This is a genomic window from Pedobacter sp. AC163 (assembly GCF_979258665.1).
The window spans coordinates 4,522,242-4,547,810 of record NZ_OZ409872.1 but is presented as its reverse complement, the minus strand read 5'-3'; the positions used below and the strand labels follow the sequence as shown (position 1 = coordinate 4,547,810).

The 25,569-nt window shown below is 37.3% G+C and carries 24 protein-coding genes; 11 read left to right on the top strand and 13 right to left on the bottom strand.

All coding sequences use genetic code 11. From position 1 onward, the window contains the following. Positions 1-26: 26 nt before the first annotated feature. Positions 27-1,877 (bottom strand): ATP-binding protein, encoded by a 1,851-nt coding sequence (locus tag ACZZZK_RS19505; RefSeq protein ID WP_463485580.1) that lies wholly within the window; start codon positions 1,875-1,877, stop codon positions 27-29. 23 nt (positions 1,878-1,900) lie between these two features. Beyond that, a complete protein-coding gene (locus ACZZZK_RS19500; RefSeq protein ID WP_463485579.1) occupies positions 1,901-2,947 on the bottom strand; it encodes a DNA topoisomerase IB in 1,047 nt (348 codons plus the stop codon). Positions 2,948-3,036: 89 nt separating this feature from the next. On the opposite strand from ACZZZK_RS19500, the gene fmt reads away from it, so the two are divergent. Continuing rightward, positions 3,037-3,945 carry a methionyl-tRNA formyltransferase gene (fmt, locus tag ACZZZK_RS19495; protein WP_463485578.1) on the top strand — a complete coding sequence of 303 codons (909 nt, stop codon included), beginning with the start codon at positions 3,037-3,039 and terminating at the stop codon, positions 3,943-3,945. Between the two features lie 23 nt (positions 3,946-3,968). Here fmt and ACZZZK_RS19490 read toward each other — a convergent pair whose 3' ends face one another. Then, complete coding sequence (locus tag ACZZZK_RS19490) at positions 3,969-4,808, bottom strand: aminotransferase class IV (RefSeq protein WP_463485577.1); 840 nt, start codon at positions 4,806-4,808, stop codon at positions 3,969-3,971. A 3-nt stretch (positions 4,809-4,811) separates the two neighbouring features. Next, positions 4,812-5,840 carry an RluA family pseudouridine synthase gene (locus ACZZZK_RS19485; protein ID WP_463485576.1) on the bottom strand — a complete coding sequence of 343 codons (1,029 nt, stop codon included), beginning with the start codon at positions 5,838-5,840 and terminating at the stop codon, positions 4,812-4,814. Positions 5,841-6,205: 365 nt separating this feature from the next. Here ACZZZK_RS19485 and ACZZZK_RS19480 point away from each other — a divergent pair, with 365 nt between their 5' ends. The 3 genes from ACZZZK_RS19480 (at position 6,206) to ACZZZK_RS19470 (ending at position 9,057) form a co-directional block, all read left to right on the top strand. Next, entirely contained in the window at positions 6,206-7,075 is an 870-nt protein-coding gene (locus tag ACZZZK_RS19480; RefSeq protein ID WP_463485575.1) for a 1-aminocyclopropane-1-carboxylate deaminase/D-cysteine desulfhydrase, read from the top strand. 246 nt (positions 7,076-7,321) lie between these two features. Further along, the gene (gene lat, locus ACZZZK_RS19475) at positions 7,322-8,653 is read left to right on the top strand and encodes an L-lysine 6-transaminase (RefSeq protein ID WP_463485574.1); all 1,332 of its coding nucleotides are present in this window, start codon (positions 7,322-7,324) and stop codon (positions 8,651-8,653) included. Between the two features lie 62 nt (positions 8,654-8,715). After that, positions 8,716-9,057, top strand: a complete 342-nt coding sequence (locus ACZZZK_RS19470; RefSeq protein WP_463485573.1) for a hypothetical protein — start codon at positions 8,716-8,718, stop codon at positions 9,055-9,057. Positions 9,058-9,419: 362 nt separating this feature from the next. On the opposite strand, the gene ACZZZK_RS19465 is transcribed toward ACZZZK_RS19470, so the two are convergent. From ACZZZK_RS19465 to ACZZZK_RS19450, 4 genes are all read right to left on the bottom strand, one after another. Further along, complete coding sequence (locus ACZZZK_RS19465) at positions 9,420-10,784, bottom strand: acyl-CoA dehydrogenase family protein (protein ID WP_463485572.1); 1,365 nt, start codon at positions 10,782-10,784, stop codon at positions 9,420-9,422. 258 nt (positions 10,785-11,042) lie between these two features. Continuing rightward, positions 11,043-11,759, bottom strand: coding sequence for a bacillithiol biosynthesis deacetylase BshB1 (gene bshB1 / locus ACZZZK_RS19460; RefSeq protein ID WP_463485571.1), 717 nt, complete (start codon positions 11,757-11,759; stop codon positions 11,043-11,045). Further along, complete coding sequence (locus ACZZZK_RS19455; protein ID WP_463485570.1) at positions 11,759-12,277, bottom strand: glutathione peroxidase; 519 nt, start codon at positions 12,275-12,277, stop codon at positions 11,759-11,761. Before ACZZZK_RS19455 ends, bshB1 begins: the two co-directional genes overlap by 1 nt. 4 nt (positions 12,278-12,281) lie before the next feature. Continuing rightward, complete coding sequence (locus ACZZZK_RS19450) at positions 12,282-12,896, bottom strand: DUF4294 domain-containing protein (RefSeq protein WP_463485569.1); 615 nt, start codon at positions 12,894-12,896, stop codon at positions 12,282-12,284. Between the two features lie 110 nt (positions 12,897-13,006). On the opposite strand from ACZZZK_RS19450, the gene ACZZZK_RS19445 reads away from it, so the two are divergent. The 5 genes from ACZZZK_RS19445 to ACZZZK_RS19425 all read left to right on the top strand — a co-directional run bounded on the left by ACZZZK_RS19445 (position 13,007) and on the right by ACZZZK_RS19425 (position 19,414). Continuing rightward, positions 13,007-15,214: a RelA/SpoT family protein gene (locus ACZZZK_RS19445; RefSeq protein WP_463485568.1), complete on the top strand. Its 2,208-nt coding sequence runs from the start codon at positions 13,007-13,009 to the stop codon at positions 15,212-15,214. A 63-nt stretch (positions 15,215-15,277) separates the two neighbouring features. Then, positions 15,278-15,964: a hypothetical protein gene (locus ACZZZK_RS19440; RefSeq protein ID WP_463485567.1), complete on the top strand. Its 687-nt coding sequence runs from the start codon at positions 15,278-15,280 to the stop codon at positions 15,962-15,964. 147 nt (positions 15,965-16,111) lie between these two features. Further along, on the top strand, positions 16,112-16,606 hold the full coding sequence (locus tag ACZZZK_RS19435) for a Fur family transcriptional regulator (protein WP_056851415.1): 495 nt from the start codon (positions 16,112-16,114) through the stop codon (positions 16,604-16,606). A gap of 38 nt (positions 16,607-16,644) precedes the next feature. Further along, entirely contained in the window at positions 16,645-17,925 is a 1,281-nt protein-coding gene (locus tag ACZZZK_RS19430; RefSeq protein WP_463485566.1) for an adenylosuccinate synthase, read from the top strand. Positions 17,926-18,154: 229 nt separating this feature from the next. Then, positions 18,155-19,414 (top strand): anthranilate synthase component I family protein, encoded by a 1,260-nt coding sequence (locus ACZZZK_RS19425; RefSeq protein ID WP_463485565.1) that lies wholly within the window; start codon positions 18,155-18,157, stop codon positions 19,412-19,414. Positions 19,415-19,582: 168 nt separating this feature from the next. Here the strand turns inward: ACZZZK_RS19425 and ACZZZK_RS19420 are convergent, their stop codons facing one another. From ACZZZK_RS19420 to ACZZZK_RS19405, 4 genes are all read right to left on the bottom strand, one after another. Continuing rightward, positions 19,583-20,386 carry a M48 family metallopeptidase gene (locus ACZZZK_RS19420; protein ID WP_463485564.1) on the bottom strand — a complete coding sequence of 268 codons (804 nt, stop codon included), beginning with the start codon at positions 20,384-20,386 and terminating at the stop codon, positions 19,583-19,585. Between the two features lie 96 nt (positions 20,387-20,482). After that, positions 20,483-21,130 (bottom strand): glycerol-3-phosphate 1-O-acyltransferase PlsY, encoded by a 648-nt coding sequence (plsY, locus tag ACZZZK_RS19415; protein ID WP_463485563.1) that lies wholly within the window; start codon positions 21,128-21,130, stop codon positions 20,483-20,485. 48 nt (positions 21,131-21,178) lie between these two features. Continuing rightward, complete coding sequence (gene nadC / locus ACZZZK_RS19410) at positions 21,179-22,021, bottom strand: carboxylating nicotinate-nucleotide diphosphorylase (RefSeq protein WP_463485562.1); 843 nt, start codon at positions 22,019-22,021, stop codon at positions 21,179-21,181. 212 nt (positions 22,022-22,233) lie between these two features. Beyond that, positions 22,234-22,620: a DUF4783 domain-containing protein gene (locus ACZZZK_RS19405; protein ID WP_463485561.1), complete on the bottom strand. Its 387-nt coding sequence runs from the start codon at positions 22,618-22,620 to the stop codon at positions 22,234-22,236. Between the two features lie 185 nt (positions 22,621-22,805). On the opposite strand from ACZZZK_RS19405, the gene gpmI reads away from it, so the two are divergent. Both gpmI and ACZZZK_RS19395 read left to right on the top strand, forming a co-directional pair. Then, positions 22,806-24,329, top strand: coding sequence for a 2,3-bisphosphoglycerate-independent phosphoglycerate mutase (gene gpmI, locus ACZZZK_RS19400; protein ID WP_463485560.1), 1,524 nt, complete (start codon positions 22,806-22,808; stop codon positions 24,327-24,329). Beyond that, on the top strand, positions 24,329-24,859 hold the full coding sequence (locus ACZZZK_RS19395) for a hypothetical protein (protein WP_463485559.1): 531 nt from the start codon (positions 24,329-24,331) through the stop codon (positions 24,857-24,859). The genes gpmI and ACZZZK_RS19395 overlap by 1 nt, the downstream gene beginning before the upstream one ends. 43 nt (positions 24,860-24,902) lie before the next feature. On the opposite strand, the gene ACZZZK_RS19390 is transcribed toward ACZZZK_RS19395, so the two are convergent. After that, positions 24,903-25,523 (bottom strand): tetratricopeptide repeat protein, encoded by a 621-nt coding sequence (locus ACZZZK_RS19390; RefSeq protein WP_265801665.1) that lies wholly within the window; start codon positions 25,521-25,523, stop codon positions 24,903-24,905. Positions 25,524-25,569: the final 46 nt, after the last annotated feature.

The following is a 25,569-nucleotide window of genomic DNA, read 5'->3' as shown; positions in this document are numbered from 1 at the left end:
TTTGAACTTGGCTTTTATTTTGACAACTACTTTACTTTCAAAGCGAAATAGAATGTCGACCCTTCCCCTTCTTCACTTTCAACCCATATTCTGCCACCTTCATTTTTGACAATTTCTGAAGAGATGTATAGCCCGAGCCCCAAGCCTGGATAAGTATGCTGAAGATTTCCACCTACCCGGTAAAACTGATCAAAAACCAAATGTTGTAAGTCTCTGGAAATACCAATTCCGTAATCTCGAACGCTCAAAATTACTTCATCATCATCCAAATAACTTGCTACGAAAATACTTTCGGCATCGTTGGAATATTTAATTGCGTTTGAAAGAAAATTAACAATTACCTGCCCTATTCGCTCCTTATCGGCATAAACTGAAGCATTGCTATTCACATCTAATTCGATCCGATGTTGTGAGGTGGTATGCTGTATTTCATCGACCATTTCATTCACCAGCGCATCAAACTCAAAATCAACGGGATTAAATGTCATCTTTCCTGATTGAATTTTAGTAACGTCGAGCAAATCGCCAATTAATCCGGTTAACCTGTTAAGTTGTATGTCCATCTTATGAACCATATTGGCTTTCTTTTCATCGCCTTCTTTGCGAATCATCTTTTCAAGCACCTGTGTGTAAGCCTTAATACTGGTTACAGGCGTCTTCAATTCGTGACTGGCAATGCCTAAAAACTCATCTTTCTGTTTTTGAAGCTGAACCAGTTTCGTAACATCAGTAGCGCAGTGCAAAATGGCATAAACTTCCCCTTCCGCATTGTGCAAAGGCTTATAGGTAAAGTTAAACCATTGAGGCTTCATCTCCCCATCTACAGGCAAAAATGCCATCTGCTGATCTGCATGGTAAGGTACACCTGTACGATAAACCTCTTTCAATAAGTTGATAAAGGGTTGGCCTTTCAGTTCTGGAATTGCCTCTTCGAATGGCAAACCAATAATGCTTTTATCTTTGCCCCAAAACTTGAGCATTTCATCATTCACGATAGATACGATAATATCTTCTGTTTCATAATAAGCTGTGGCCATGGGCGTATCAAGCACCAAATTTTTAAAGCGCCGTTCACTTTCTTCAAAAGCCAGACGAGATTTTACCTGGATGCTTACGTCATTAGCAACCACCATTACCCCTGTTATATTTTTGTCTTTATCACGAATGGGATCATAAACAAAGTTGAAATAGCAATCTTCTAGTACACCATTAAATTCCAGTTTTGCAAAAGTTTCATAACCATAATGTGCTACACCGTTTTGATAAACATCCTGCAATAATTTAGGAAAAGGCTGATTTTTGATTTCAGGTAAGGCATCGATTATTTTTTGCCCCAAGATACTTTTGTCTTTTCCCCAAATTTTAAGAAGCTCATCATTCGCATCTTCAACTACAAAATCATTACCTCGAAGTATCCCAATGGCAACCGGTGCATCGTAAATCATTTGCCTAAAAAGCTCTTCACTTTCTTTACACTTCAACTTAGCGTTTACCAATTCTGTAACATCTGTAGCATTATTTAAAATTGCCCAAACTTTACCATTTTCGTCTTTTAAAGGTTTGTAAATAAAATCAAAGTAAAACGTTTGAAGAATACCATTATTAATCAACTCAACTTTATCTTCCTTTGCCTCGTAGGCAATACCGGTTTCAAAAACATTTTTTAATATCTGGATAAATGGTTGACCATTTAATTCTGGCAAAGCAACATCTAAAGGCATTCCAATTACAGACTCATCTTTTCCCCAAGCTTTCAAAATCGCTTTATTGGCAATCTCGATGATGAGTTGTTCTCCTACGTACAAACCAATAGGCATCGCCGATTCTTCAGTTATGATAGAAAATAAAGAAGCTTTGTCTTGTAAATTTATTCGCATACTATTAAACAAAGTTAATCAATCTACTTACTGCCTGTAGCTTTTAAAAAAGATAAAAGCACTTTTTCATCATGCTCTAAACCTACTTTTCCGATGGTTTTATGGTTATTCATTTTCTTCAAATACTTTTCAAGTTCATTGTTCTCGTAAGCGGTAATTAAAATTGGATATACGTAAGAACTTTTACAAACTGCCCGGGTATTACCCAATTTTTTAGCCACACAATCTAAAACACTAACTACCGTTTTCTTGGTATTAAGTTCCCAATCTTTGTCTGCCGCACATTTAGAAAACTGACGTAAGGCTTCAAGCGTTCCTCCCCAGGTTCTAAAATCCTTTGCGGTAAAATCATTACCTGTTATTTCTTTAATGTAGTTATTAATTTTTCCAGAGTCGATCCCTCTATGCTCCTTACCATTTGTATAATATTGGAATAAATCCTGGCCAGGAATATCGCGGCATTTTTTTACAAGTTTAGCCAGGCTTCTGTCGTTGAGTACCACATTTTGCTTGACTCCTTTTTTACCAATAAAATCGATATGAATTTTACTCCCATTTATTTTAACATGCTTGTCTCTCAATGTCGTGAGTCCGAAAGAGCCATAAAGTTGCTTATAACTTTCATTGCCAACCCGAATTAAAGTTTTTTGAAGAACATCAACAGAAATTGCAAGCACTTTCCGCTCATCCAATTCTTTACGTTTTAAATCCTTAGCCAGTTTTTTTCTTGCTTCGGGTAAGGCTTTACCGAACTCATATAATCTAAAATATTTATCATCAGAGCGACGGCTTGTCCACTTTGGATGGTATTTATACTGTTTTCTCCCCGCAGCGTCGATTCCCGTAACCTGCAGATAAGCATTTGGCTTGTTGGCTATCCATACTTTTTGCCAGGCTGGCGGAATAACTAAAGATTTGATTCGGTCGAGATGTTTTTCATCCTTTATTTGTTGGCCATCCTTGTCTTCATAATGAAATTTACCGGGTTTACCTTTACGATAAATACCAGGCATGGAATCGGTTACGTAAACCAATCCGCTAGCTTTAACCACATCTTTCCCTTGTACCATTTTAACCTATAAGGATGATTTATTTTTAGTTATTTTGCAAAAAACTTAATGTAAATATTTACGTTGATTTAGAAACACAACACTTTCGTATGAAAATAGTTTTTATGGGTACGCCCGATTTTGCAGTGGCCTCGTTGGATGCTTTGGTTAAAGCCGATTTTGATATTGTAGCAGTTATAACAGCTCCTGACAAACCAGCTGGTCGCGGACAAAAACTAAATGAAAGTGCAGTAAAAAAATATGCTGTTGAGCATGAAATTCCGGTTTTACAGCCCGAAAAATTAAAAAACCCCGAGTTTTTAGACCAACTAAAATCATTTGATGCAGATTTACAAGTGGTTGTAGCTTTTAGAATGTTACCCGAGGTGGTTTGGAACATGCCAAAGAAGGGAACTATAAATCTACATGGATCGCTTCTGCCACAATATCGGGGGGCTGCTCCAATTAACCACGCTATTATTAATGGGGAAAAGGAAAGCGGCGTAACCACTTTTTTCTTAACCCATGAAATTGACACAGGCGATATTATTCAAAGCGCCACTACCCCTATAGCTGATGATGAAACTGCCGGTGAACTTCATGATAAACTAATGCAGATTGGCGCAGAGCTATTGGTTAAAACGGTTAAAGCGATTAAGGAGGATAATTACCAGGAACAGCCTCAACCACAGAGCGAGGTATTGAAACATGCACCAAAAATTTTTAAAGAAGATTGCAAAATAGATTGGAATCAGCCTGCACAACAGGTCTATAATCTCGTTCGCGGCCTGAGCCCTTATCCAACAGCATTCACATTTTTAAATGATAAAACCCTAAAAGTGTTTAAAGCGGAACTGGAAAGTAAAGAGCCAGGAATTGCAGCAGGTGGCTTTTTAACGGATGGAAAAACTTACCTGAAATTTGCTGCGAAAGACGGCTTTATCAAACTGATTGATATTCAATATGAAGGTAAAAAACGAATGTTAATTGAAGATTTTCTCCGAGGAATGAGGTTGTAATTCTTGTTAGTAATAATTCAATTTTAAAGATTATTCAGCTTATCAACTAAAAACTTCGAAACCTCATTAAAATAACGTTTCCTGCCGTAGCCCATTACCCATTGAATACCTTGAGCTGCGTTAGTGATGAAAACTTCTTCCGCTTCTTTCAAAATTTCAGGGTTTATTTGAGCCTCAGTCAGAGTTAGATCATTCATTCTACACAACTGCATCACAGCGCTCCGCATTACTCCGCTAATACATCCTTCGGTTAAAGCTGGTGTGTAAATTTGATCGTTATAAACAATAAATACATTTGCGCTAATGCTTTCGCACAAAAAACCATTTTGATTTAAAATCATGGCTTCATCCAAACGGTTTTGGCTCTTGAAAATTCCCGCCATCACGTAAGGCAATGCGTTGGATGTTTTGAAATTTGACAGCTTATTTATTGGCTTCGTAATTTCGTCGTAAACATCAATAATTAACCCTTTATTATTCAGTTCGTATCGATTGCTTTGCAGCGGTATGCCTTCCAACACATATCCGGCCTTATTAATTTCGGGTGTGTAAACTCCAGCTCCCTGACGATAAACAGATAATCGGAACCGAACGTTGCCATTCCATCTATTCTTTTTAACAAGATCAGCCGTTTTTTGGCGAAGAAAATAATCGTCCATTAAAGCATGTCCATCCATTTTCAGTGCCTTCATTCCGCCAACCAAACGGTCTGCATGAAAATCTGCAAACTGCAATTTATTGTCAATCATCCGCATGCTTTCAAACAGCCCGTCGCCAAATTTGAAACTTCTGTTAGAAGCTGTCAGGATGGGAACATCAACCGCATGAAATTCATCGTTAAAAAGAAGGTACTGTTGAGACATATTTTATGATACAGCAATATAATTTTCCCATTTATTCAATGCAGCTTTAAAATCGCTAGGTAGAGGTGACTCAAAATGCATATATTCCTTTGTTGTTGGATGAATAAAACCTAAACTTTGTGCATGTAAAGCCTGCCTGGGTAGCAACTCAAAACAGTTGTCTACAAATTGCTTGTATTTATTAAACGTGGTTCCTTTCAAAATCTTATCGCCTCCGTACATTGCATCATTAAATAAAGGATGCCCGATGTGCTGCATGTGAGCTCTAATTTGATGGGTACGACCAGTTTCCAATTCGCAACTGATGAGCGTAACATAGCCTAAACGCTTCAAAACTTTATAATGGGTTACCGACCACTTCCCTTTTGCTTCCTCATCGTAAATATCCATTACCCGCCTGTCTTTCACGCTTCTACCGATGTAACCGGTAACCGTTCCATCATTTTCTATATCGCCCCATACCAAAGCAATGTATTTTCTGGTTATGCTATGATCAAAAAACTGCCTGGCTAAATGCGTAATCGATTTCTCGTTTTTACTGATAAGAAGCAGTCCTGAGGTGTCTTTATCAATTCGATGGACCAGCCCAGGCCGTCCATCGTTGCCTGGTAGTTGAGGCAATTGTTCAAAATGGAAAGCCAACGCGTTTACTAAAGTCCCTGTATAATTATTAAAACCAGGGTGAACAACCATTCCGGCCACCTTGTTAACGACCAACAAATCGCTATCCTCGTAAATAATATCAAGTGGAATATCTTCAGGATAAACTTCAGTATCGCGAGGAGGATGAGGTAGAACAATCGAAATTTCATCAAAAGGCTTCACCTTATAACTTGCTTTTATCTGCTTTTGATTAACCAAAACATTGCCCGCATCAATTGCATTTTGAATCCGATTCCGAGAAGCATTCTCCACACGAACCATTAAAAATTTATCAATGCGCAACAAAGATTGCCCTTTGTCCACAATGATTTTTAAATGTTCATATAATTCCTGCTCTTCCGATTCCTGCAACTCTACCTCATTTTCCATGGTGCAAAAATAGGTTTTTAAGCCTAAGATTTTCTACCGCAGTTAAGTTTTACTGAAATTAGGTCGGTTGATTTATTAAGCATACAACCTTTGCTAAAAATAAAGACAAATGTATGTATATTGATGGACAGCAAGTTAAATTCATGTTAAGAAATTAATTTATTTGTCAATAAAACAATATTGGCTTATTTTTTGTAGTTGTGATGATCTAATCGATAACAATTATGAAAAATTTTACTCAAAACGTTAAGATTGTGCTTAATTTTTTTCCTTACTTAGTTAGGAAAATATACTTTAAGTAGAGTAAATCTAAAAAAAACGCCAAAAAAACACTTGCATTCAACAGGTGTTTTTTATTTTTACAGGTGTTTCAAAATATCTACAGTCCTGTCCAAAAATTAAAAATTAATCCATTTAGCAATCTATTTGTTAAACGAGATGATTTAATTGATCCTTACATTTCTGGAAACAAATGGCGTAAACTAAAATATATTTTAGAAAATGCCATACAGCAGAATAAAAACCACTTGGTTACCTTCGGAGGCGCATATTCCAATCATTTGGTAGCCACCGCAGCGGCAGCAGCAAAATTTGGCTTTCACTCTACAGCATTTGTTCGTGGGGAAGAAGTTAAAAACGAAATGCTTTTACTTTGTTCCCTTTATGGAATGAAACTCATTTTTACTGATCGGGAAGGTTACAAGGATAAATCGTTATTGTTCGAGAAAAAATTTGGCCAGGATAAAAACGCTTATTTTATTGATGAAGGTGGCGCATCAACAGAAGCCGTTCTGGGTTGCACAGAAATTATTGATGAGCTAACAGAAACCTACGATCACATCTTTGTTGCAGCAGGAACTGGGACTACCGCTGCTGGCCTGTTAAAAGCGATACAAAATAAAAGCTTGAATACTAAACTCCATGTTATACCCGTGTTAAAAGGTGGAGAGTTTATCCGCGACGAAATTTCTAAATACACTGAAATCTCCGAAAATTTCAACCTGCATACCACATATCATTTTGGTGGTTATGCAAAAACGCAACCTGAATTAATAGCATTCATTAAAAGCTTCACCACTCAAACCGGAATATTAATTGATCCAGTTTACACGGCAAAAATGTTTTATTCCATCTTTGATCTTCAGAAGAAAAGTGAAATTAAAGCAACGGATAAAATATTAGCCATTCACACCGGCGGGTTACTCGGAATATTGGGAATGAAGGATAAGTTTTAGCTATTGTGTAAAGGGAAATTCTGTTGCAGAAAAAATAATTTTTCATTTCAAAGCACCATATTTTAGCGGAATCATCCCGTTTCTGTCAAAAAAGTTTTCCACATTAAAGAAGTCCAAAATCCGTTTTTGTCTATAATCATACTTTAAACTGTTTAAACCTATTTTTTGCAATGATGGTACAAAAAGTGCTTAAATTTTAATGTTAGGCACATTTAACTAAATTTGATTTACACCAAAACCAAATTTATGTACCAATTAACAGTACCTGCCGATCGCGTTAACGAGTCTCTTAGTAAACACATTTTGGCTGATGGTTTCGACCTGACCTATGATATGGAGAAAAGCCATGGTGCATACATATACGACTCAAAATATAATAGAACACTACTTGATTTTTTTACCTGCTTTGCGTCAGTGCCACTAGGATATAATCATCCAAAAATGGTTAACGATGAAAGCTTTAAGAAAAACTTGTTGTTGGCTGCTATGGCAAACCCATCGAATTCTGATGTATACACACAACAATACGCCCAGTTTTTAGAAACTTTTTCAAGAGTTGGCATTCCGGATTATTTGCCCCATGCTTTTTTTATCGCCGGTGGCGCATTGGCCGTTGAAAATGCAATTAAGGTAGCCATGGACTGGAAAGTACAGAAAAATTTTGCCAAGGGTTACACCGAAGAAAAAGGCTTTAAAGTTTTGCACTTCGAAAGAGCTTTTCATGGCAGGTCTGGCTATACCTTAAGTTTAACAAATACGCTACCAGATAAAACGAAATGGTTTGCCAAATTCGACTGGCCAAGAGTTTCTATTCCCGATGTTAAATTTCCCCTTTCAGACAGCAACTTAGATCGTGCTATCCAAACCGAAGAGGATTCTATTGCACAAATTAAAAAAGCCTTTGCTGAGAATAAGGATGATATATGTGCTATTATCATCGAGCCCATTCAATCTGAAGGCGGCGATAATCACTTGCGTGAGGAATTTTTGATTCAACTCAAAACACTGGCCGATGAAAATGATGCTTTCTTGATTTTTGATGAAGTTCAAACCGGAGTCGGCTTAACAGGAAAATTTTGGTGTCACCAGTATTTCAGCGAAAAAGCTCGACCAGATATTGTTGCATTTGGTAAGAAAATGCAGGTTTGCGGTATTTTAGTTGGGAACAAGGTAGATCAGATTGAAACCAACGTATTTAAAGTTCCAAGCAGAATCAACTCTACATGGGGCGGAAATTTGGTAGATATGGTTCGCTCATCTCAAATCCTTCAGATAGTTGAAGAAGATAAATTATGCGAAAACGCGGCTCAGGTTGGAGCATACCTTAAAGACAACCTCTCCAAGTTTGCCCAGAAATTCGATAAAATGAGCAACGTTCGCGGCCGGGGATTACTCTGCTCTTTCGACTTTCCAAATAAAGAAATGCGGAATGATTTTATTAGCAAAGGACTTGCACAAAACGTGATGTTTTTGGGTTGTGGGGAGAAAACAATTCGTTTCCGCCCAGCACTTTGCATAGAACAAAAACATATTGACGAAGGCCTGACGGTTATGGAAAAAATATTGCCTTTATTGTAGCCATGAGTCGAAAATCACTTATTTATTTAATTTCCGCAGCGGTTGTAATTTTAGTCTTCCTTATGGTAAAAGATACTTTTAACCAGCCTGGAATTGAAGAGATGAAAGCTGGATTTAAAGAGATAGTGAAGTATAGAAATGCGAATAATACTGGCCCAGTACAGCGTATTTACGCAGTTACAGTTAAAGATTCCATTTGGAAAGAAATGGAGGATTATGGTAATTTAATGCCACACACCAAATATGGAAATACCAAAGTTTACTTCTTTATGGAAAGCGCAAATGTGCCTCAAACACTGCAGCCAGGAGAAGTAAACTTTGATCCTCAATTTAATAACTCATGCATCGCCTTATACGAGAAAAGTGCAATGAGCCAGGTGGTATTTAATAAGTATCCATTTTAAAATCATTTTTCCCACGCAGGTGGAAATACTAATTCTTTTTCCCTCAGTAGGTGTCTTCACAAACAGAAAAATAATGGGTTAGTTATTTGGAAATGAGCGGTTTGAAGCTTTTGGCATTTTCAGTCCCGTTTTCCCTCCTGCCGATGAAAATCGGCATCCGTCCACCCGTGTTTATAAATAAAGTTTGATGCTTTTGGGTAAATATACCCACCGTTTGAAAAACAGAACTACATTAAATAAACCAGACAGAAGCGGCAGCTCCCGATTTTTCATCGGGAGTACAGCGAATGGCGGGACTAAAGGATCTATGAAAGACTGACTTTCATTTCCAAATCAAACACCAAGTACAAATTCATCGTGCCTTATACAAATGCCGAAAAGCCGGTAATCGCTCTACCTACAATTAGTGTATTAATCTCTTTAGTACCTTCATACGAGTAAATGGCTTCTGCATCGGCCACAAAGCGAGCCACATTATATTCCAATAAAATTCCATTCCCGCCCATTACTTCGCGGGCTTTGCTCACTACATCACGGGTACGTAAGGAGCAGAAAACCTTCGCTAGCGAGGCATGTTCGTCTTTCAACAGGCCTTGATCTTGCAATTGCGACAGCCGAAAGCACAGCGTTTGCATCGCAGTTAAATTCGATAACATTTCTACCAGATGATTCTGGATTAACTGAAACGACGCAATGGGTTTCCCGAATTGTTTTCGAGTTCTGGTATATTCCAGCGCATTTTCGTAGGCACCACGGGCACAGCCAACGGCTTGCCAGGCAACACCTGCTCTTGTCATTTGTAAAACCTTTGCTGTATCCTTAAATGAATTGGCATTTTGTAAGCGATCAACCTCCATCACTTCACAGTTGGTTAACGTAATGATTCCGTTCTGAACGATGCGAAGGGCCATTTTGTCCTGCATCTTTTCTACTGCAAAACCTGGATTGTCCTTTTTTACGATAAAGCCTTTTACTTCATTGTCGGCTTCATCACGAGCCCAGATGATTAAAATATCGGCAAAAGTTGGATTACCGATCCACTTCTTTTGTCCATTTAAAATCCATTTACCGCCTACATTTCTGCAGGTTGTTGTCAAACCGCCTGCAGCAGCTGAGCCTACTTCAGGCTCTGTTAAACCAAAGGCGCCTATAATTTTAAATTGCTGCATAAGTGGCAGCCATTGTTGTTTTTGTTCTTCCGAGCCGCATAAGTAAATAGAACCCATGGCTAAACCACTTTGAACCCCAAAAAAGGTAGATATCGAAGTATCGATTCTGGCCATTTCCATAGCCAAAATGCCCTCCATTAAATTCGATTTTCCGGGACAGCCATAACCTTGATAAGTTAAGCCACAGATGTTTAGCTCAGCGAGTTTGGGGATAATTTCGAAGGGGAATTCTGCCTTATTCCAGTAGTGATTTACAATTGGCTTAACTTCTTTTTCTAAAAAAGCCCTCACCTTTAATTGCAAAGCCCTGTCTTCATCCTTCAAGGCCTCATCTCCCAAGTGATAAAAATCACCTTCAATTGGTGGTAATTCTTTCTTTTTACCAGAGCCTCCACCCATCATTTTCATCATTCCCGATATTTGCTTATCATCAAGATTTGAAATGGTTTCGACCATTTTAGGCAAGTCAACTTTTTTCGATAAAGCATCTAACTTAGCAAAATCTACGTGTTTGAAGAGATTGTATGCATTTTTAAGTGAAGAGAATATATTCGCCATTATTATTCGTTTTGAGAATAACAAATGAGTGACGCTTTTGTTGGATTATCCTATTTCGTTATCATGAGGAACGATGAATCCAGCTACATGCAGGAAGCAGTAATAACAACTTGCAGAATTTCGCTGAATTATTTAATCGACAGTTAGCTGAACCTATCGCTTTAAGTTGCTGAAATAAATTCAGCATGACGACCGTCTAATAAACTGAATAGATAAAAAACCTCAAATCTTTAAAAGTATGTTGGAAAATAATGAAATTTACCTCAAGTCAAATAAATTCTCAACACCCAACAACTTTCTTGAAGTAAAACCCTCGCCAAAAGTAGCGCCAATGCTTTTACCAAACTCCCTCGACCGACCAATTACGGTTTCAAAAAACTCTGGCGAAGAAATATAGGTTTGCAAGCCGTCTACATCAGGATTATAGAATTGCGTTTTGAAAGCTTTAATGGATTCAATTTTTTTATCCATGTGATCAGAAATATCAACGATAATATCTGGCTTTAAATAACGATCTTGGATATATTGCAATAGCAATCTTGGTCGGTGAGCCGACTGGTTTACACCATTTAACACAGTTTCTATTTTAGGAAGTCCTGATAAAAAAACAGAATCGTACACCAAATCTCCTGCCCTACCATGATCTGGGTGACGATCTTCGAGTGCATTGCTTAAAATAATTTCAGGCTGATATTTTCTGATCATTTTGATCACTTCGAGCCTATGAGACTCATCGTTTTGAAAAAATCCGTCGCGAAGCCGAAGATTTTCGCGGGCGTGCAAGCCTAGAATTTTAGCAGAATCTGCGGCTTCTTCATCTCTGGTTTCTGCGGTTCCACGGGTTCCTAATTCACCACGTGTCAAATCTACAATTCCAACTTTTTTACCTAAGGCAATGTGCTTTAAAATAGTTCCTGAGCAGCAAAGTTCTGCATCATCAGGATGAACGGCTATTACTAAAATATCTAACTTCATTATTTATGATTGGAATTTTCATTCAATAGTTGATGGACTTTCTTTTTGATTTTTGAACTCAAAGGTTTAGTGAATGGAAAATAAAAATCAACCAACTCTCCTTTTCTATTCAAAAGATATTTATGAAAATTCCACCGGGGTTTAGCGTTTAGCTTACCATTCTGCTTCTTCTCACTTAAAAAGAGATAAAGTGGATGCGCATTTGCGCCACGGACCATAATTTTATCGAAAACCGGAAATTTTACGCCATGATTAACTTCGCAAAAACTGACTATATCTGATCCATCTAGCGGTTCTTGTTTGCCAAAATCATTCGTAGGGAAACCCAAAATCTCGAAGTCAGGATGATCGATTTCGTCCTTCAATTGCTGCAGCTCTTTCAACTGCGGCGTGAAGCCACATTCAGACGCAGTGTTTACAATCAAAACAACTTTATTTCGATAAGCCGATAAAGGCTGATCTTCACCACTGATCTTCTTAACTTTAAAGGAATAAATATTGGGAATGCTTTTTTGCATTAGATTATTGATAAAATCCAGAAGTACGAATGATCGATTCTATATCTCTATCTTCGTTAGGATTATAGGTGCTTTTTAAATTATGCCCCACTACTCTGGCCACAATCTGATAAGAGAACGCAGCGAACCCACCCTTGGTTTGCTTAACAATATCATAAGTGGTTCGGCCAACTTCCCTGTCAATAAGCTTAGTAAGTATTTGTCCCTGCGTAATGGTTAACTCCTTTATTTCACGGTTAAACATGTCTTTAATTTCCTTATCACACTGTTTAACCAATTTCTTTTGTTCTCTTTTTTCAGGTGTTCTTGCTATTTCCTCTTCTAATTGCTCATATCTCCGCTTCGCGAATTTAGCATAAGGCATTACTTTTAAAACGTTGTAGCGCAAGCGATTATAGGCTGCTTTCTCTGCAGGCGATTTCCATATCCTGTTTCCATAAATGCTCACATCCAACAACTGCATCCAGGGTATCATCACACCATTATCATTTGTTGATGCTACACGAATGGTATCTGCTTTACCCAGTTTTGGAAAAACCGGTTGGACAGGGTCTTGAGCTTTTAGCTTTTCACTAAAAATCATGACAATAAACAGAATGATTAGCCCTTTAAATTTCATAAATTTATACCTTCACAAAGTTAGGTGTTATTTCATATATTAGTCGTTCAACAGAACTAATATAAGTTTTATTAACAGATAAGACGAAAATTTTTACGCAAAAAAAACAAATGAAAATAGAGTTAGTGATTGATTTAGAGGCGGAAAAGCAAGAGATTCTTAAAAGATATAGGGCATTACTGAGGGCAAGCAAATCTACCTTGCAAAAAGGAGATAAAAAAGAGATTCGAAAAGCTTTTGATATGGCATTGGAAAGCCATAAAGACATGCGTCGTAAATCTGGCGAGCCCTATATTTACCATCCAATTGCTGTGGCTCAAATTGCTGCAGAAGAAATTGGCTTAGGTACTACTTCAATTGTTTGTGCCCTGCTTCACGATGTGGTAGAAGATACTGACATTACTTTAGAAGATATTGAGCGTGAATTTGGCAAGAAAACCGCGAAAATTATTGATGGATTAACCAAAATTTCAGGCGTTTTCGATACTAATAGTTCTTTGCAGGCAGAGAATTTCCGTAAAATGTTGCTTACGCTGGCGGATGATGTTCGTGTGATTTTGATCAAACTTGCAGATCGTTTGCATAACATGCGCACCATGGATTTTATGCCTCGCCATAAGCAACTTAAAATCGCTTCGGAAACGATTTATTTATATGCGCCACTCGCCCATCGACTAGGTTTATACGCTATAAAATCAGAATTGGAAGATCTTTCGATGAAATATCTTGATCCTGATACCTATAAATTTATTGCTAAAAAACTAAACGAGAAAAAGGCAGAACGGGCATTATTCATCAAAAAATTTGTTGAGCCAATTGATGAAATTGTTCACGAACAGGGTTTGGTAGCTGATGTGTATGGCCGCCCAAAATCTATTCATTCGATCTGGAATAAGATGAAAAAGAAAAACATTCCTTTCGAGGAAGTTTATGATCTTTTTGCCATTAGAATTATTTTGGATAGCGCTTATGAAAACGAAAAAGCCGATTGTTGGAAAGCTTATTCGATTGTTACAGATTTATACCGCCCTAATCCCGATCGTTTACGCGATTGGGTTTCTTCTCCTAAAGGAAATGGTTATGAAAGTTTGCACACCACCGTAATGGGGCCTCGTGGGCAATGGGTAGAAGTTCAAATCCGTACGCAACGGATGAATGAAATTGCCGAAAAAGGTTTTGCAGCTCACTGGAAATACAAAGAATCGAGCAATGATAACGGTTTGGATCAATGGATTCAAAAAGTTAGAGAAATGCTCAATAATCCTGAAGCCAATGCTTTGGATTTTCTTGATGATTTTAAAATGAATCTGTTTTCGGATGAGATTTTCATCTTTACACCAAAAGGAGCATTAATTCAATTGCCTTTGGGTGCTACAGCTTTAGATTTTGCCTTTGAAATTCATACCGGCGTGGGCGCTACATGTATTGGAGCGAAGGTTAACCATAAATTAGTGCCAATTTCTTACAAGCTCCAAAATGGAGATCAGGTAGAGATTATCACTTCCAGTAAGCAGACACCGAAAGAAGACTGGCTGAATATTGTGGTTACGGCGAAGGCAAAGTCAAAAATTAAATCATCTTTAAAAGAAGAAAAACGCAAAATTGCTGATAACGGTAAGGAGATTTTAGAACGTAAACTGAAATCGTTGAAGATTACTTACAATACTGACAACTTGCAGAAACTGAGTTATTTCTTTAAACTGCCATCAACACAAGAGCTTTTTGTTAATGTGGCTTTAGGTAAAATTGAGCTTAAAGACATTAAGGAGTATTTAAATACGGAGAAAGAAGTAGAGAGCCGTGCACCAGAACGCCCTGAAAACCTATCTGTTGATGGGATCAAGAATAAAATTAAAGGCGGTGATTCTGATATTCTTTTGATTGGCGAAGACATGCAGCGTATTGATTATACTCTTGCTGCATGTTGCAATCCCATCCCTGGTGATGACGTTTTTGGCTTTATTACGGTTAGTGATGGCATAAAAATCCACAGGACAAATTGCCCGAATGCGGCACAACTGATGGCTAATTACGGCTACCGCGTGGTAAAAGCGAAGTGGAATAAACAGCAGGAATTAACTTTCTTAACGGGCTTGCGTATTGTTGGAATTGATGATGTGGGATTGATCAATAACATCACCAGGGTAATTTCAACAGATTTTAAGGTTAACATGAGATCAATTACGGTTGATACCAACGAAGGAATTTTTGACGGTTCTATTATGATTTTTGTAAATGATACCGAACATTTGGAGAACCTTATTCGGAACTTGTTAAAAGTGAAAGGCGTTACAGGAGTAACCCGGTTTGATGCATAGCCAATTGAGATTAAAGTTGAAAGGACTGAAGAATGCTTTAGCTATTTTAAAACATTAAGGTAAATGAAAACACTAATGTTTCTGCTCCTATTAGTTGCACTTGGGTGTAAGGAAAAAGCACTTAACAAATCTTCTCAGCAAAATAAAACTTCCTCGATTTTAAACACTTCTGAAAAAAATACGAAGGTAAAAACGGTACAATCATGGAATGATGAAACCAAAGTTATTGAAGAGAAAGATATTCTGTTAGGGAATCTCAATGGTAAATCAATTATTTTTGACCGCACTACTTATGATTATGGCGATGGGAATGCAACGATCTACATGGAGAATGGTAACAAAAAACTGGTTTTGTTTACTTATGATTACGATGGTTACCATGCGGGAGATATAAAGTTGGTACATCTAGTAAATCACCCTTTTGTTTACCTCACTTCTACGCATAGTCACGGTCATTTTCGGGGCAAACTTTATGCACTGGATTTAGCCGCTGGTAAAGCAAACTTGGTCGATGAAAGCAAAATAAGGCATTTAGCTGAAGATATAGGATCTTTTAAAAAACGAGACCTGGAATTTAGAAATGAGAATGGGCTGTTATTAGACAAATACAAAAATATTACCTCGGAAGATTACTATAGAAATAAGGAAGGCGAGAACTGCACTTACAAATGTTCTTTCAAATTAAAAAAAATAAAAAACAACACTTATGTTTTGGTATTGGTTAAAGGGAATATGATTTGTCGGTATTAATTTTAATACTTGCGCTTAGTTAGTGGGTCGTTTTATATCCTTAAAACACTTAAGCTTAGATCAGCCAAACTATTCTTACAACATTTCAACAATCTAAAAATTAAACAGTCAAACAATTTAACTACCTTTGAACGGAGTTTAAAAACTATGTCTGAACAAAATACAAATGAGCTCGTTCGCAAGATTTTTGAGGCTTATTTAGAGAACAAAAATCTACGCAAAACACCTGAGCGTTTCGCTATCCTGGAAGAAATATATTCCCGAAACGATCACTTTGATGTTGAAACCCTGTACATCCACATGAAAAATCAGAAGTATCGCGTAAGCCGTGCTACGGTTTATAACACGCTGGAATTATTGGTTTCGTGTGACCTGGTTACCAAACACCAGTTTGGTAAAAACATGGCGCAATTCGAAAAATCTTATGGCTATCGTCAACACGATCACGTGATTTGTATTGAGTGCGGAAAGGTAGTAGAATTTTGCGATCCCCGTATTCACCAAATTCAAACGATGGTGGGTGATCTTTTAAAATTTGACGTAAAACACCATTCGTTAAACCTTTATGGCTTTTGCTCAGATTGCAGCATGGCCAGAAAAGTAAATGAAACCGCCGGAGCGGCAAAACTTGAAGCAAATTAAATCAATCCACAAAATAAAACCAGATTAAATTTTTAATAATGACGCAAGTAGATGTACTTCTCGGCCTACAATGGGGCGACGAAGGAAAGGGAAAAATCGTTGATGTACTCAGTCCAAAATATGATCTTATTGCCCGTTTTCAGGGTGGCCCAAATGCCGGACATACTTTAGAGTTCGATGGCAAGAAATTCGTTTTAAATACTATCCCATCAGGAATTTTCAACGAAAAAACCATGAACCTTATTGGTAATGGCGTAGTTATCGATCCAATCATTTTAAAAAGAGAGCTAGATAATTTAAAAAAAGCTGGTCATGATCCAGTTGCTGAAGGCAAATTGGTGATTGCCCGTAAAGCACACTTAATTTTACCAACCCACCAATTATTGGATGCCGCTAACGAGGCTCGGATGGGCAAGAATAAAATCGGCTCGACATTAAAAGGCATCGGTCCAACTTATATGGATAAAACCGGCCGTAACGGTTTACGCGTTGGTGATACCACTCTTCCTGATTTTAAAGAGCGTTATACCAAGTTGGTAGAGAAACATACTGAAATCCTTTCGCATTATGAAGGTTTTGAATATGATTTGACTGAAAAAGAAGCCTCTTTCTTTGAAGCAATTGAATTCTTGAAAAGTATACCTCATGTAGATAGCGAGCATTTTGTTAATGGATACCTAAGAGAAGGAAAAGCGGTTTTGGCCGAAGGTGCGCAAGGTACCTTGTTAGATGTTGATTTCGGTTCATATCCGTTCGTAACTTCGAGCAATACTACCACTGCAGGTGCTTGTACAGGTTTAGGCATTGCGCCAAACAAAGTTGGTGCAGTTTACGGTATTTTCAAAGCATATTGTACGCGTGTTGGCGGCGGTCCTTTCCCAACCGAATTAGATAACGAAGTGGGTGAAAACCTTCGTGCTTTAGGTCACGAATTTGGTGCAACTACAGGCCGTGCCCGTCGTTGTGGCTGGATCGATCTTCCTGCATTAAAGTATGCGATCATGCTGAACGGTGTTACCGAATTAATTATGATGAAAGCCGATGTATTGGACACTTTCGATACAATTTACGCTTGTACCCATTACGAATATAATGGTGAAACCATCGATTACATGCCTTACGATATCATTTCAATTGAACCAAAACCGGTGTTGAAAGCAATTGAAGGTTGGGCTACAGATGTAACTAAAATTACTTCTGTTGAAGAAATTCCAGCGAAATTGAACGATTACATCGCATTCTTGGAAAAAGAATTAGAAGTGCCAATTAAGTTCCTTTCAGTAGGACCAGATAGAGCACAAACTTTAGAATTACGCTAGTAGGCTACTCATCTCGAGTGTAACGGAGAGATCGTTTCATTAGCTAACCATAAAAACATTAAAGCAATCCATTTTGGGTTGCTTTTTTTATTTGGAAAGCTCAGCAACCACTACTATTAACGTTACTCCCGCCAATGTTTCAAGTCCCGATTGAAAGCTGATTGGAAATTGAAAGAATGTGCAGCGGGAGCTTTCCTCTTATGTCGGGTTTAGTTACCTTTGCCGCAGCTTGAAAACCTCACAAACCAAATCTGATTTTAAACAAAAAGCTTTGCATTGGGCAAACCAATTCGAAGTTTGCTGCTTTTTAGATTCAAACCAATATTTAGATACTTATTCGGCATACGATTTTATTATCGCTGCTGGTGTTCAAAAAGAGTTACAACATTCTAGCAAAAATGCTTTTGAAGCATTGAAAGTGTTTTATGAAAAAGACAAACAATGGATGTTGGGTTTCTTCAGCTACGACCTTAAAAATGAAATTGAAGACCTTCAATCGAATAACATCGATCACTTAAATTTCCCAGATTTATACTTTTTTATCCCAAAGTATTTAATTGCCTGTAGAGACGGTAAAGCGAATGTTCTAATTGGATCCGATTCACTGTTAGATGAAATCAATAATTTTAATCTAACAGAAAAGGTTATAAAACAGCAGGTAAACATTAACCAAAGAATTAGCCGAAATCAATATACAGAAAGCGTCGAAAAACTCAAAAACCACATTCTTCGTGGCGACATCTACGAAGTCAATTTCTGTCAGGAGTTTTTTGCTGAGAATGCAGAAATTAACCCTGTGGAAACTTTCAGCCTTTTAAATGAGATTTCTCCTACTCCTTTTGCCGGATATTTCAAAGTGTACAATCAATATATCTTATCAGCTACACCAGAGCGTTTTCTTTGCAAACGGGGACCAAAGTTAATTTCGCAACCCATTAAAGGTACGGCGAGGAGAAGTGATAATCCAAGTGAAGACGAGAATATCAAAATCCAACTCAGAAACGACGTGAAGGAACAGTCAGAAAATGTGATGATTGTAGATTTGGTTCGCAACGATTTAACCAAATCAGCGGTTAAAGGTTCAGTAAGAGTGGAAGAGCTGTTCGGCATCTACAGTTTCCCACAGGTACATCAAATGGTTTCGACTATAAGTTGTCAGCTCGATCCTGAGGTTCATTTTATCGATGCCATCCGAAATGCTTTCCCAATGGGCTCAATGACTGGTGCACCCAAAGTTAAAGCCATGCAACTGATCGAACAATACGAGAAAACAAAAAGAGGAGTTTACTCAGGCTCATTTGGCTGTATCAGCCCTAATGGAGATTTCGACTTTAATGTAGTGATTAGAAGTATTCTGTATAATGCAGCTAACAAATACTTATCATTTCAGGTTGGCGGAGCAATAACTTACCAATGCGATCCTGAGAAAGAATACGAAGAATGTTTACTTAAGGCTAGTGCAATTTTGAAAGTACTAGGCCGTCGTTAGTCGTTAGTCGTTAGTCGTTAGTCGTTAGTCGTTAGTCGTTAGTCGTTAGTCAAAAACAGCAGGCCAAATAACTTGTTTTCACCTCAATAAAAAAGGTGGAAATTTTGCTGAGCAAATCTTTCCACCTTTAACTTTTTACTTTATACTTTTTACTTTACACTTTATACTCTATTTCTTGTAATACTTCATTGCCTCTGGCAAATCCCTTTGTATTTGTGCAATACGAGATTGATCTGTAGGGTGAGTACTTAAAAATGCTGGTGGTTTTTGCGAACCTGCACTTGCTTGTGCCATTCTCTGCCAAAAACCGATCGCTGTACTAGGATTATAACCGGCCATTGCCATAAATGATAAACCCATTTTATCTGCTTCCAACTCTTGATTTCTACCGTATTTTAAAATAGTCAATTGTCCACCTATACCATAAGCCTGGTTAATATAATCTGCGTATTTTGAGTTAGAAGATGCAGCGCCGACTAATGCACCTCCTACTTGTGCTGCCTGCATTTGCGAAGCCCGCTCGGCCGAATGTTGAGCAATAGCATGTGCAACTTCATGACCCATTACGGTAGCCAAACCCGCTTCATCTTTCGTTACAGGTAAAATACCTGTGTAAACAGCAATTTTTCCCCCTGGCATACACCAGGCATTTATTTCTTTACTATCGATTAAATTATATTCCCATTTATAATTTTTAATCTGTTCGCCATAACCATTCTGGTTCATATATTGAGTTACGGCAGCAGCAATTTTTTGCCCAACACGCTTTACCATAGCGGCGTTGCTGTTGTTAGATGCAACTACTTTAGTTTGAGGATCACTTAACAATTGTTGATATCCTATTGCAGCTTGTTGTTGCAATGAACTATCGTCTACCAAACTAAGTCTGCTTCTACCAGTTAATGGAACTGTAGAACATGAATTAAATAATAGAATACCAGCAACACTTGCTGTTAAAAATAACTTTTTCATATTGAGAATTTAAATGATCAGTGATACTTGTTTTGCAAGCTGAATTAGTAAACAGCAAGACAACAAATATGTTTTGAGTGAATGTGTTTTTGTTAATTAACCAGTTTTTTTCTTAAACAAATACACTTTTGATTCTTTGCCTTTAAGCAATCTCTCGAGATTTTTTTGGTGGGTAACTAAAATCAAAATACATACAACCATTCCATATAACACTTCAGATTTTATAGAAACCTGAAACAAAAAAACGACACTTAATGGAAATGTAAAACCTGCACAAATGGAGCTTAAGGATACATATTTCGTTAATAATAGCACAACCACAAAAACCAGAACACAAAGCATAGATGCTTCGAAGTTAACTGCCAAAATCATTCCAAAAAGAGTAGCAACGCCTTTGCCCCCACGGAAACCGGCGAAAACAGGAAATAAATGCCCCATCACGGCTGTAACGCCTAGGGCAAGTTTGTAATTGATAAATACAACGGAGGTCTCTGGACCAGTAACGGACATACCTATGAGATAAGCTAAATTGGTAGCGGTGTAGCCTTTAGCAATATCAATAATCATTACGGCTATACCAGCTTTCTTACCCAACACCCTGAATGTGTTGGTAGCACCTGCATTTCCACTTCCATATTCCCTTACATCAACGCCATAAAACGCCTGACCGAGCCATACAGCAGTTGGTATTGATCCAAAAAGATAGGCAACTAATAATGCACTGAGAGAATAAACCGTAACCATAGCCTACAATGATACAAAAAATAAGCCTTCCATTTTATAGCAAATCATTTAGTATGCCTTTAAACTAATGTCTAAACTTTTAACAGAATGCGTAAGTGCACCTATTGATATAAAATCTACACCACAGGCTGCATATTCAGCAACGTTCTCTTCTGTAATTCCACCCGATGCTTCGGTGATAAACTTACCATCTATGAGTTTTATGGCAGCTCTTAAATTATCAAAGCTAAAATTATCCAACATGATACGATCAACACCACCAATGGCCAATACTGCAGACAATTCCTCAATATTCCTCACTTCGATCTCGATTTGTAGCGATTTTTGGTTGTCTTTAAGATATTGTTGAGCAGCTCCAATTGCATTTGAAATTCCGCCAGCATAATCCACATGGTTATCCTTAATCAAAATCATGTCGTACAAACCAATTCTATGGTTTACACCTCCACCAATCCTTACGGCCCATTTCTCCAGATAACGCAAACCAGGTGTCGTTTTACGTGTATCTAATATTTGAGTCTTCGTCCCTTTTAAAAGCGAAACAATGCGATTGGTTTTAGTTGCTATCCCGCTCATTCTTTGCATGCAATTTAATACCAAGCGTTCTGCAATGAGAATGGAATGTGTACTTCCTGCTACCGTTAGACCAATATCTCCGAATTTAACACTTGCTCCATCATTGATCAATACATCAACCTTTAAATCGGCATCTACCTCTTTAAAAATTTCTACTGCTAGTTCCATACCCGCTAAAATGCCATCTTCTTTGATAATCAATTTGGCCTTTCCTAATGTTCCGGCTGGAATAGTTGATAATGAAGTATGATCGCCATCGCCAACATCCTCAGCTAATGCATTTTTTATGAACTGGTGTATAAGTTGAATATCCAAAATACAGATTTTAAGGGGCAAAAATAAGAATTATTTTTTAGCAGACAATTTACTGACAGATTTAAACCGAAGCTGAATTTATTAATCAGTATCGAAAATCATCAATAGCTCTTCATTAGCTATAAGGCATTTTATAAAGTTCAGTCTAAAACGAAATAGTGATTGTCGGGATAAATAAAAAGCCTTGTTTTAAAAGGAAGCTAAAGAATTGATTAATCCTTAGCAGGTTCGATTCGTAATTCGGTAATTAAGAAGCTATTATTTAATTTCTTCATGGTTACTGAAACTCTAAAAGTTTCTTTTGAAGTGCTTAAAAGAATAACACCGAAACGGTAATTAGGATTAGTATTAATTTTGTGGAAAATACTTGTTTTTACTGGCGGATGTTTGATGAAAAAATCTCGTAATATTTGTTCTCCCTGTGCTTTTGAGTATACATCTTCATCATCAATAATGATAAGTTCGATAGTTGATGCGAAATTTTTTGCAATTTCTTTAGCGTTACTAGATTTAAAATACGAAGATAAATCATCAATAATATCAGCCTGAAAGGCTTTAGGACTAAATAATGATGATAAACTAATAATTAGAAAAAACAAGCTCCGGATCATTTCTGTATTTTATAATCTCGGTATAGCTAAAATTATGCCATTAGCTTATCAAAAAATGGATTACATAATTTGTATAAGCTTCAATAAAGTTATATTTGCCCTGATATCAAAACACTAAAACATGTTTTAAATGAAAATGTTTTATCAGTGTTCAATTAAATTTTAAAATTAATATGATAACTAATAAAAAACTTGCGCTTATAATTTTAGATGGCTGGGGTTACGGAAGAAAAGATAATTCGGATGCTGCCTATGCTGCCAATACTCCTTTTTTCGATTCATTAATTAAAAATTATCCCAACTCAAAACTTGAAGCTTCTGGTGAAGCGGTGGGTCTGCCAGCCGGACAAATGGGAAATTCGGAAGTAGGCCACATGAATTTAGGCGCAGGCAGAGTAGTTTATCAAGAACTTGGAAGAATTAATAAATCCATCGCAGATAGGGAATTACATGTTAACCCGATTTTATTAGCTGCTTTTGATTATGCAAAGCAAAATAATAAAGCTGTGCATTTCATTGGACTGGTTTCAAATGGCGGAGTTCATGCCCATATCGAACACTTAAAAGCTTTGTGTGATGCCGCAAATGAAGCACATGTTGAAAAAACTTTTGTCCATGCTTTCTTAGACGGAAGGGATACAGACCCAAATTCTGGTTTAGGTTTTATTAGCGATCTTCAAAATCACATCGAAAACACATCGGCTAAATTAGCTACCATGGTTGGTCGCTACTATGCAATGGACCGCGATAATCGTTGGGAACGTGTGAAACAAGCTTATGATGTAATCGTTAACGGTATTGGCGAAAGAACGCAAGATGCTTTGGCTACGATTAAAAAATCTTATCAGAATGGTGTAACAGATGAGTTTTTGCAACCAGTTGTACTTACCCAGGATAATGGCGAGCCAGTGGCCACCATTAAGAATGATGATGTGGTAATTTGCTTCAATTTCCGTACAGATAGAGGAAGAGAAATTACAACTGCGCTAACGCAAAAAGATTTTCCGGAGCAACACATGCATAAATTGCCATTGTATTATGTTACGATGACTACCTATGATGAAAGCTTTGAAAAAGTAAATGTTATTTTTACAAAAGACGATTTGACGAAAACGATCGGTGAGGTTTTAGCCGAAAACAATAAAAATCAAATTCGCATTGCTGAAACTGAAAAATATCCTCACGTAACTTTCTTTTTCTCTGGAGGAAGAGAAACTGAATTCGCTAACGAAAAACGTATTTTAATACCTTCTCCAAAAGTAGCAACTTACGATTTACAACCGGAGATGAGTGCTGCAGGAATTACCGAAGCCATTAATGCCGAGATGGAAACAGGTTGGCCAGACTTTATTTGCTTAAACTTCGCCAACCCTGACATGGTAGGCCATACAGGTGTTTTCGATGCCGTAGTAAAAGCGGTTGAAACTGCCGACAAGTGCGCAGAAATTGTAGTGCGCAAAGGAATGGAAAATGGCTACTCCTTCATCTTGTTAGCAGATCATGGAAATTCAGAATATATGGTAAATGGCGACGGTTCTGTTAATACTGCCCACACCACCAATCTTGTTCCTTGTATTTTAATCGACAGCGACTATAACACCATTGCTGATGGTAAATTAGGCGATATTGCTCCTACTGTTTTGAAAATTTTAGGTGTTCCAATTCCTGAAGAAATGACAGGAAATGTGTTAGTATAATGAATAGAAGAATTTATATTTTACTCCTTGCTGTTGCCTTTGTTTCTTGCAATGAAGAGAAAAAATCTAAAGCAAATACAAATTTGATGTACTTTGATTTGAAAGGATATTTCGAAAAAGAGGCTGTTCGTTTGCAGAAACTTAATCCGGTAGTGAACAAAACAGTATCAGTTAACGGCAAGCAAGAAAGTAAAAAAATTAAGATAGCAGACTGGAAGAAAGAATTTGCTGTGTTTATTAATGCTGATATTAACAAAGCTTCTTGGAGGGGAAGTTTTGATATTAGCGAGCAAAATGGCGTAGACTATTATACTTCAGATAGTAAGAAAATACCGATCAAGAGGGTTGCAATCAAATGGAACGGTGAGAGAGCAGGTCTAATAGAAGTTATCATCGCTAATAAAAACATCCTTTTTCAATCTAACGATACTTTACGCTATTATCCTGATAGCTTGTACGCGATCAAAAAACAGCAAAAAATAAAGCTGTTGAACACTAAGATTTATCAAATTATTGGGAAATTGAAATAAAAAAAACAGGCTTTGAAATTTCAAAGCCTGTTTTTTTTTGTCTTTATTTTAATGAAGCAATTTGCGCTTTATCATAGGCAACCCAATCAATAATATCCTTCCGTAGCGGCTGCATAGTTAGCACTTTTTGAAAATCTGCAATTGAATTGTTAAACAGCGCAACACATGCAGTTTTCTCATCTTTCCGTTTTGCCTTATACGATCTAAAAATTGCATAGTCTTTATAAGCTAAAGCACGATTTTGAAACATTTGCGTATCCTCATCGCCATTAATTTCAATGGCCTTGGTAAAATCTTTAATTGCAGCGGTATAAAAATTTTCACGCATGGTGTTTAATGATTCCTTTGGGTCGTTCGCTATATTTAACCTTGCTTTTCCACGATAGTAGTATGCAGAAACTTCTGATGGTTTTACTGTAATTAAACGACTGTATGTTTCAATACATTTTTCATATTGAGCATTTTGAAAATATGAATAGCCTAACATCTGCAAAATTTTAGCATTCTCTGGCGTTTTAGCATCGGCTTTCTCCAGTTGGGTAACGGCAGTTTTATAATCTCCTTTAATCATTGCCTGCATGCTCCGCTCGTAATTGTTTTGTGCAAAACTGCTGGTAGATGATAATATGATTAATCCTAAAATTGCGTGTCTAAAATAGTTCATGTAACGAATAATATGTTTTTGTAATTCTACCGCCAAAAAAGACGAA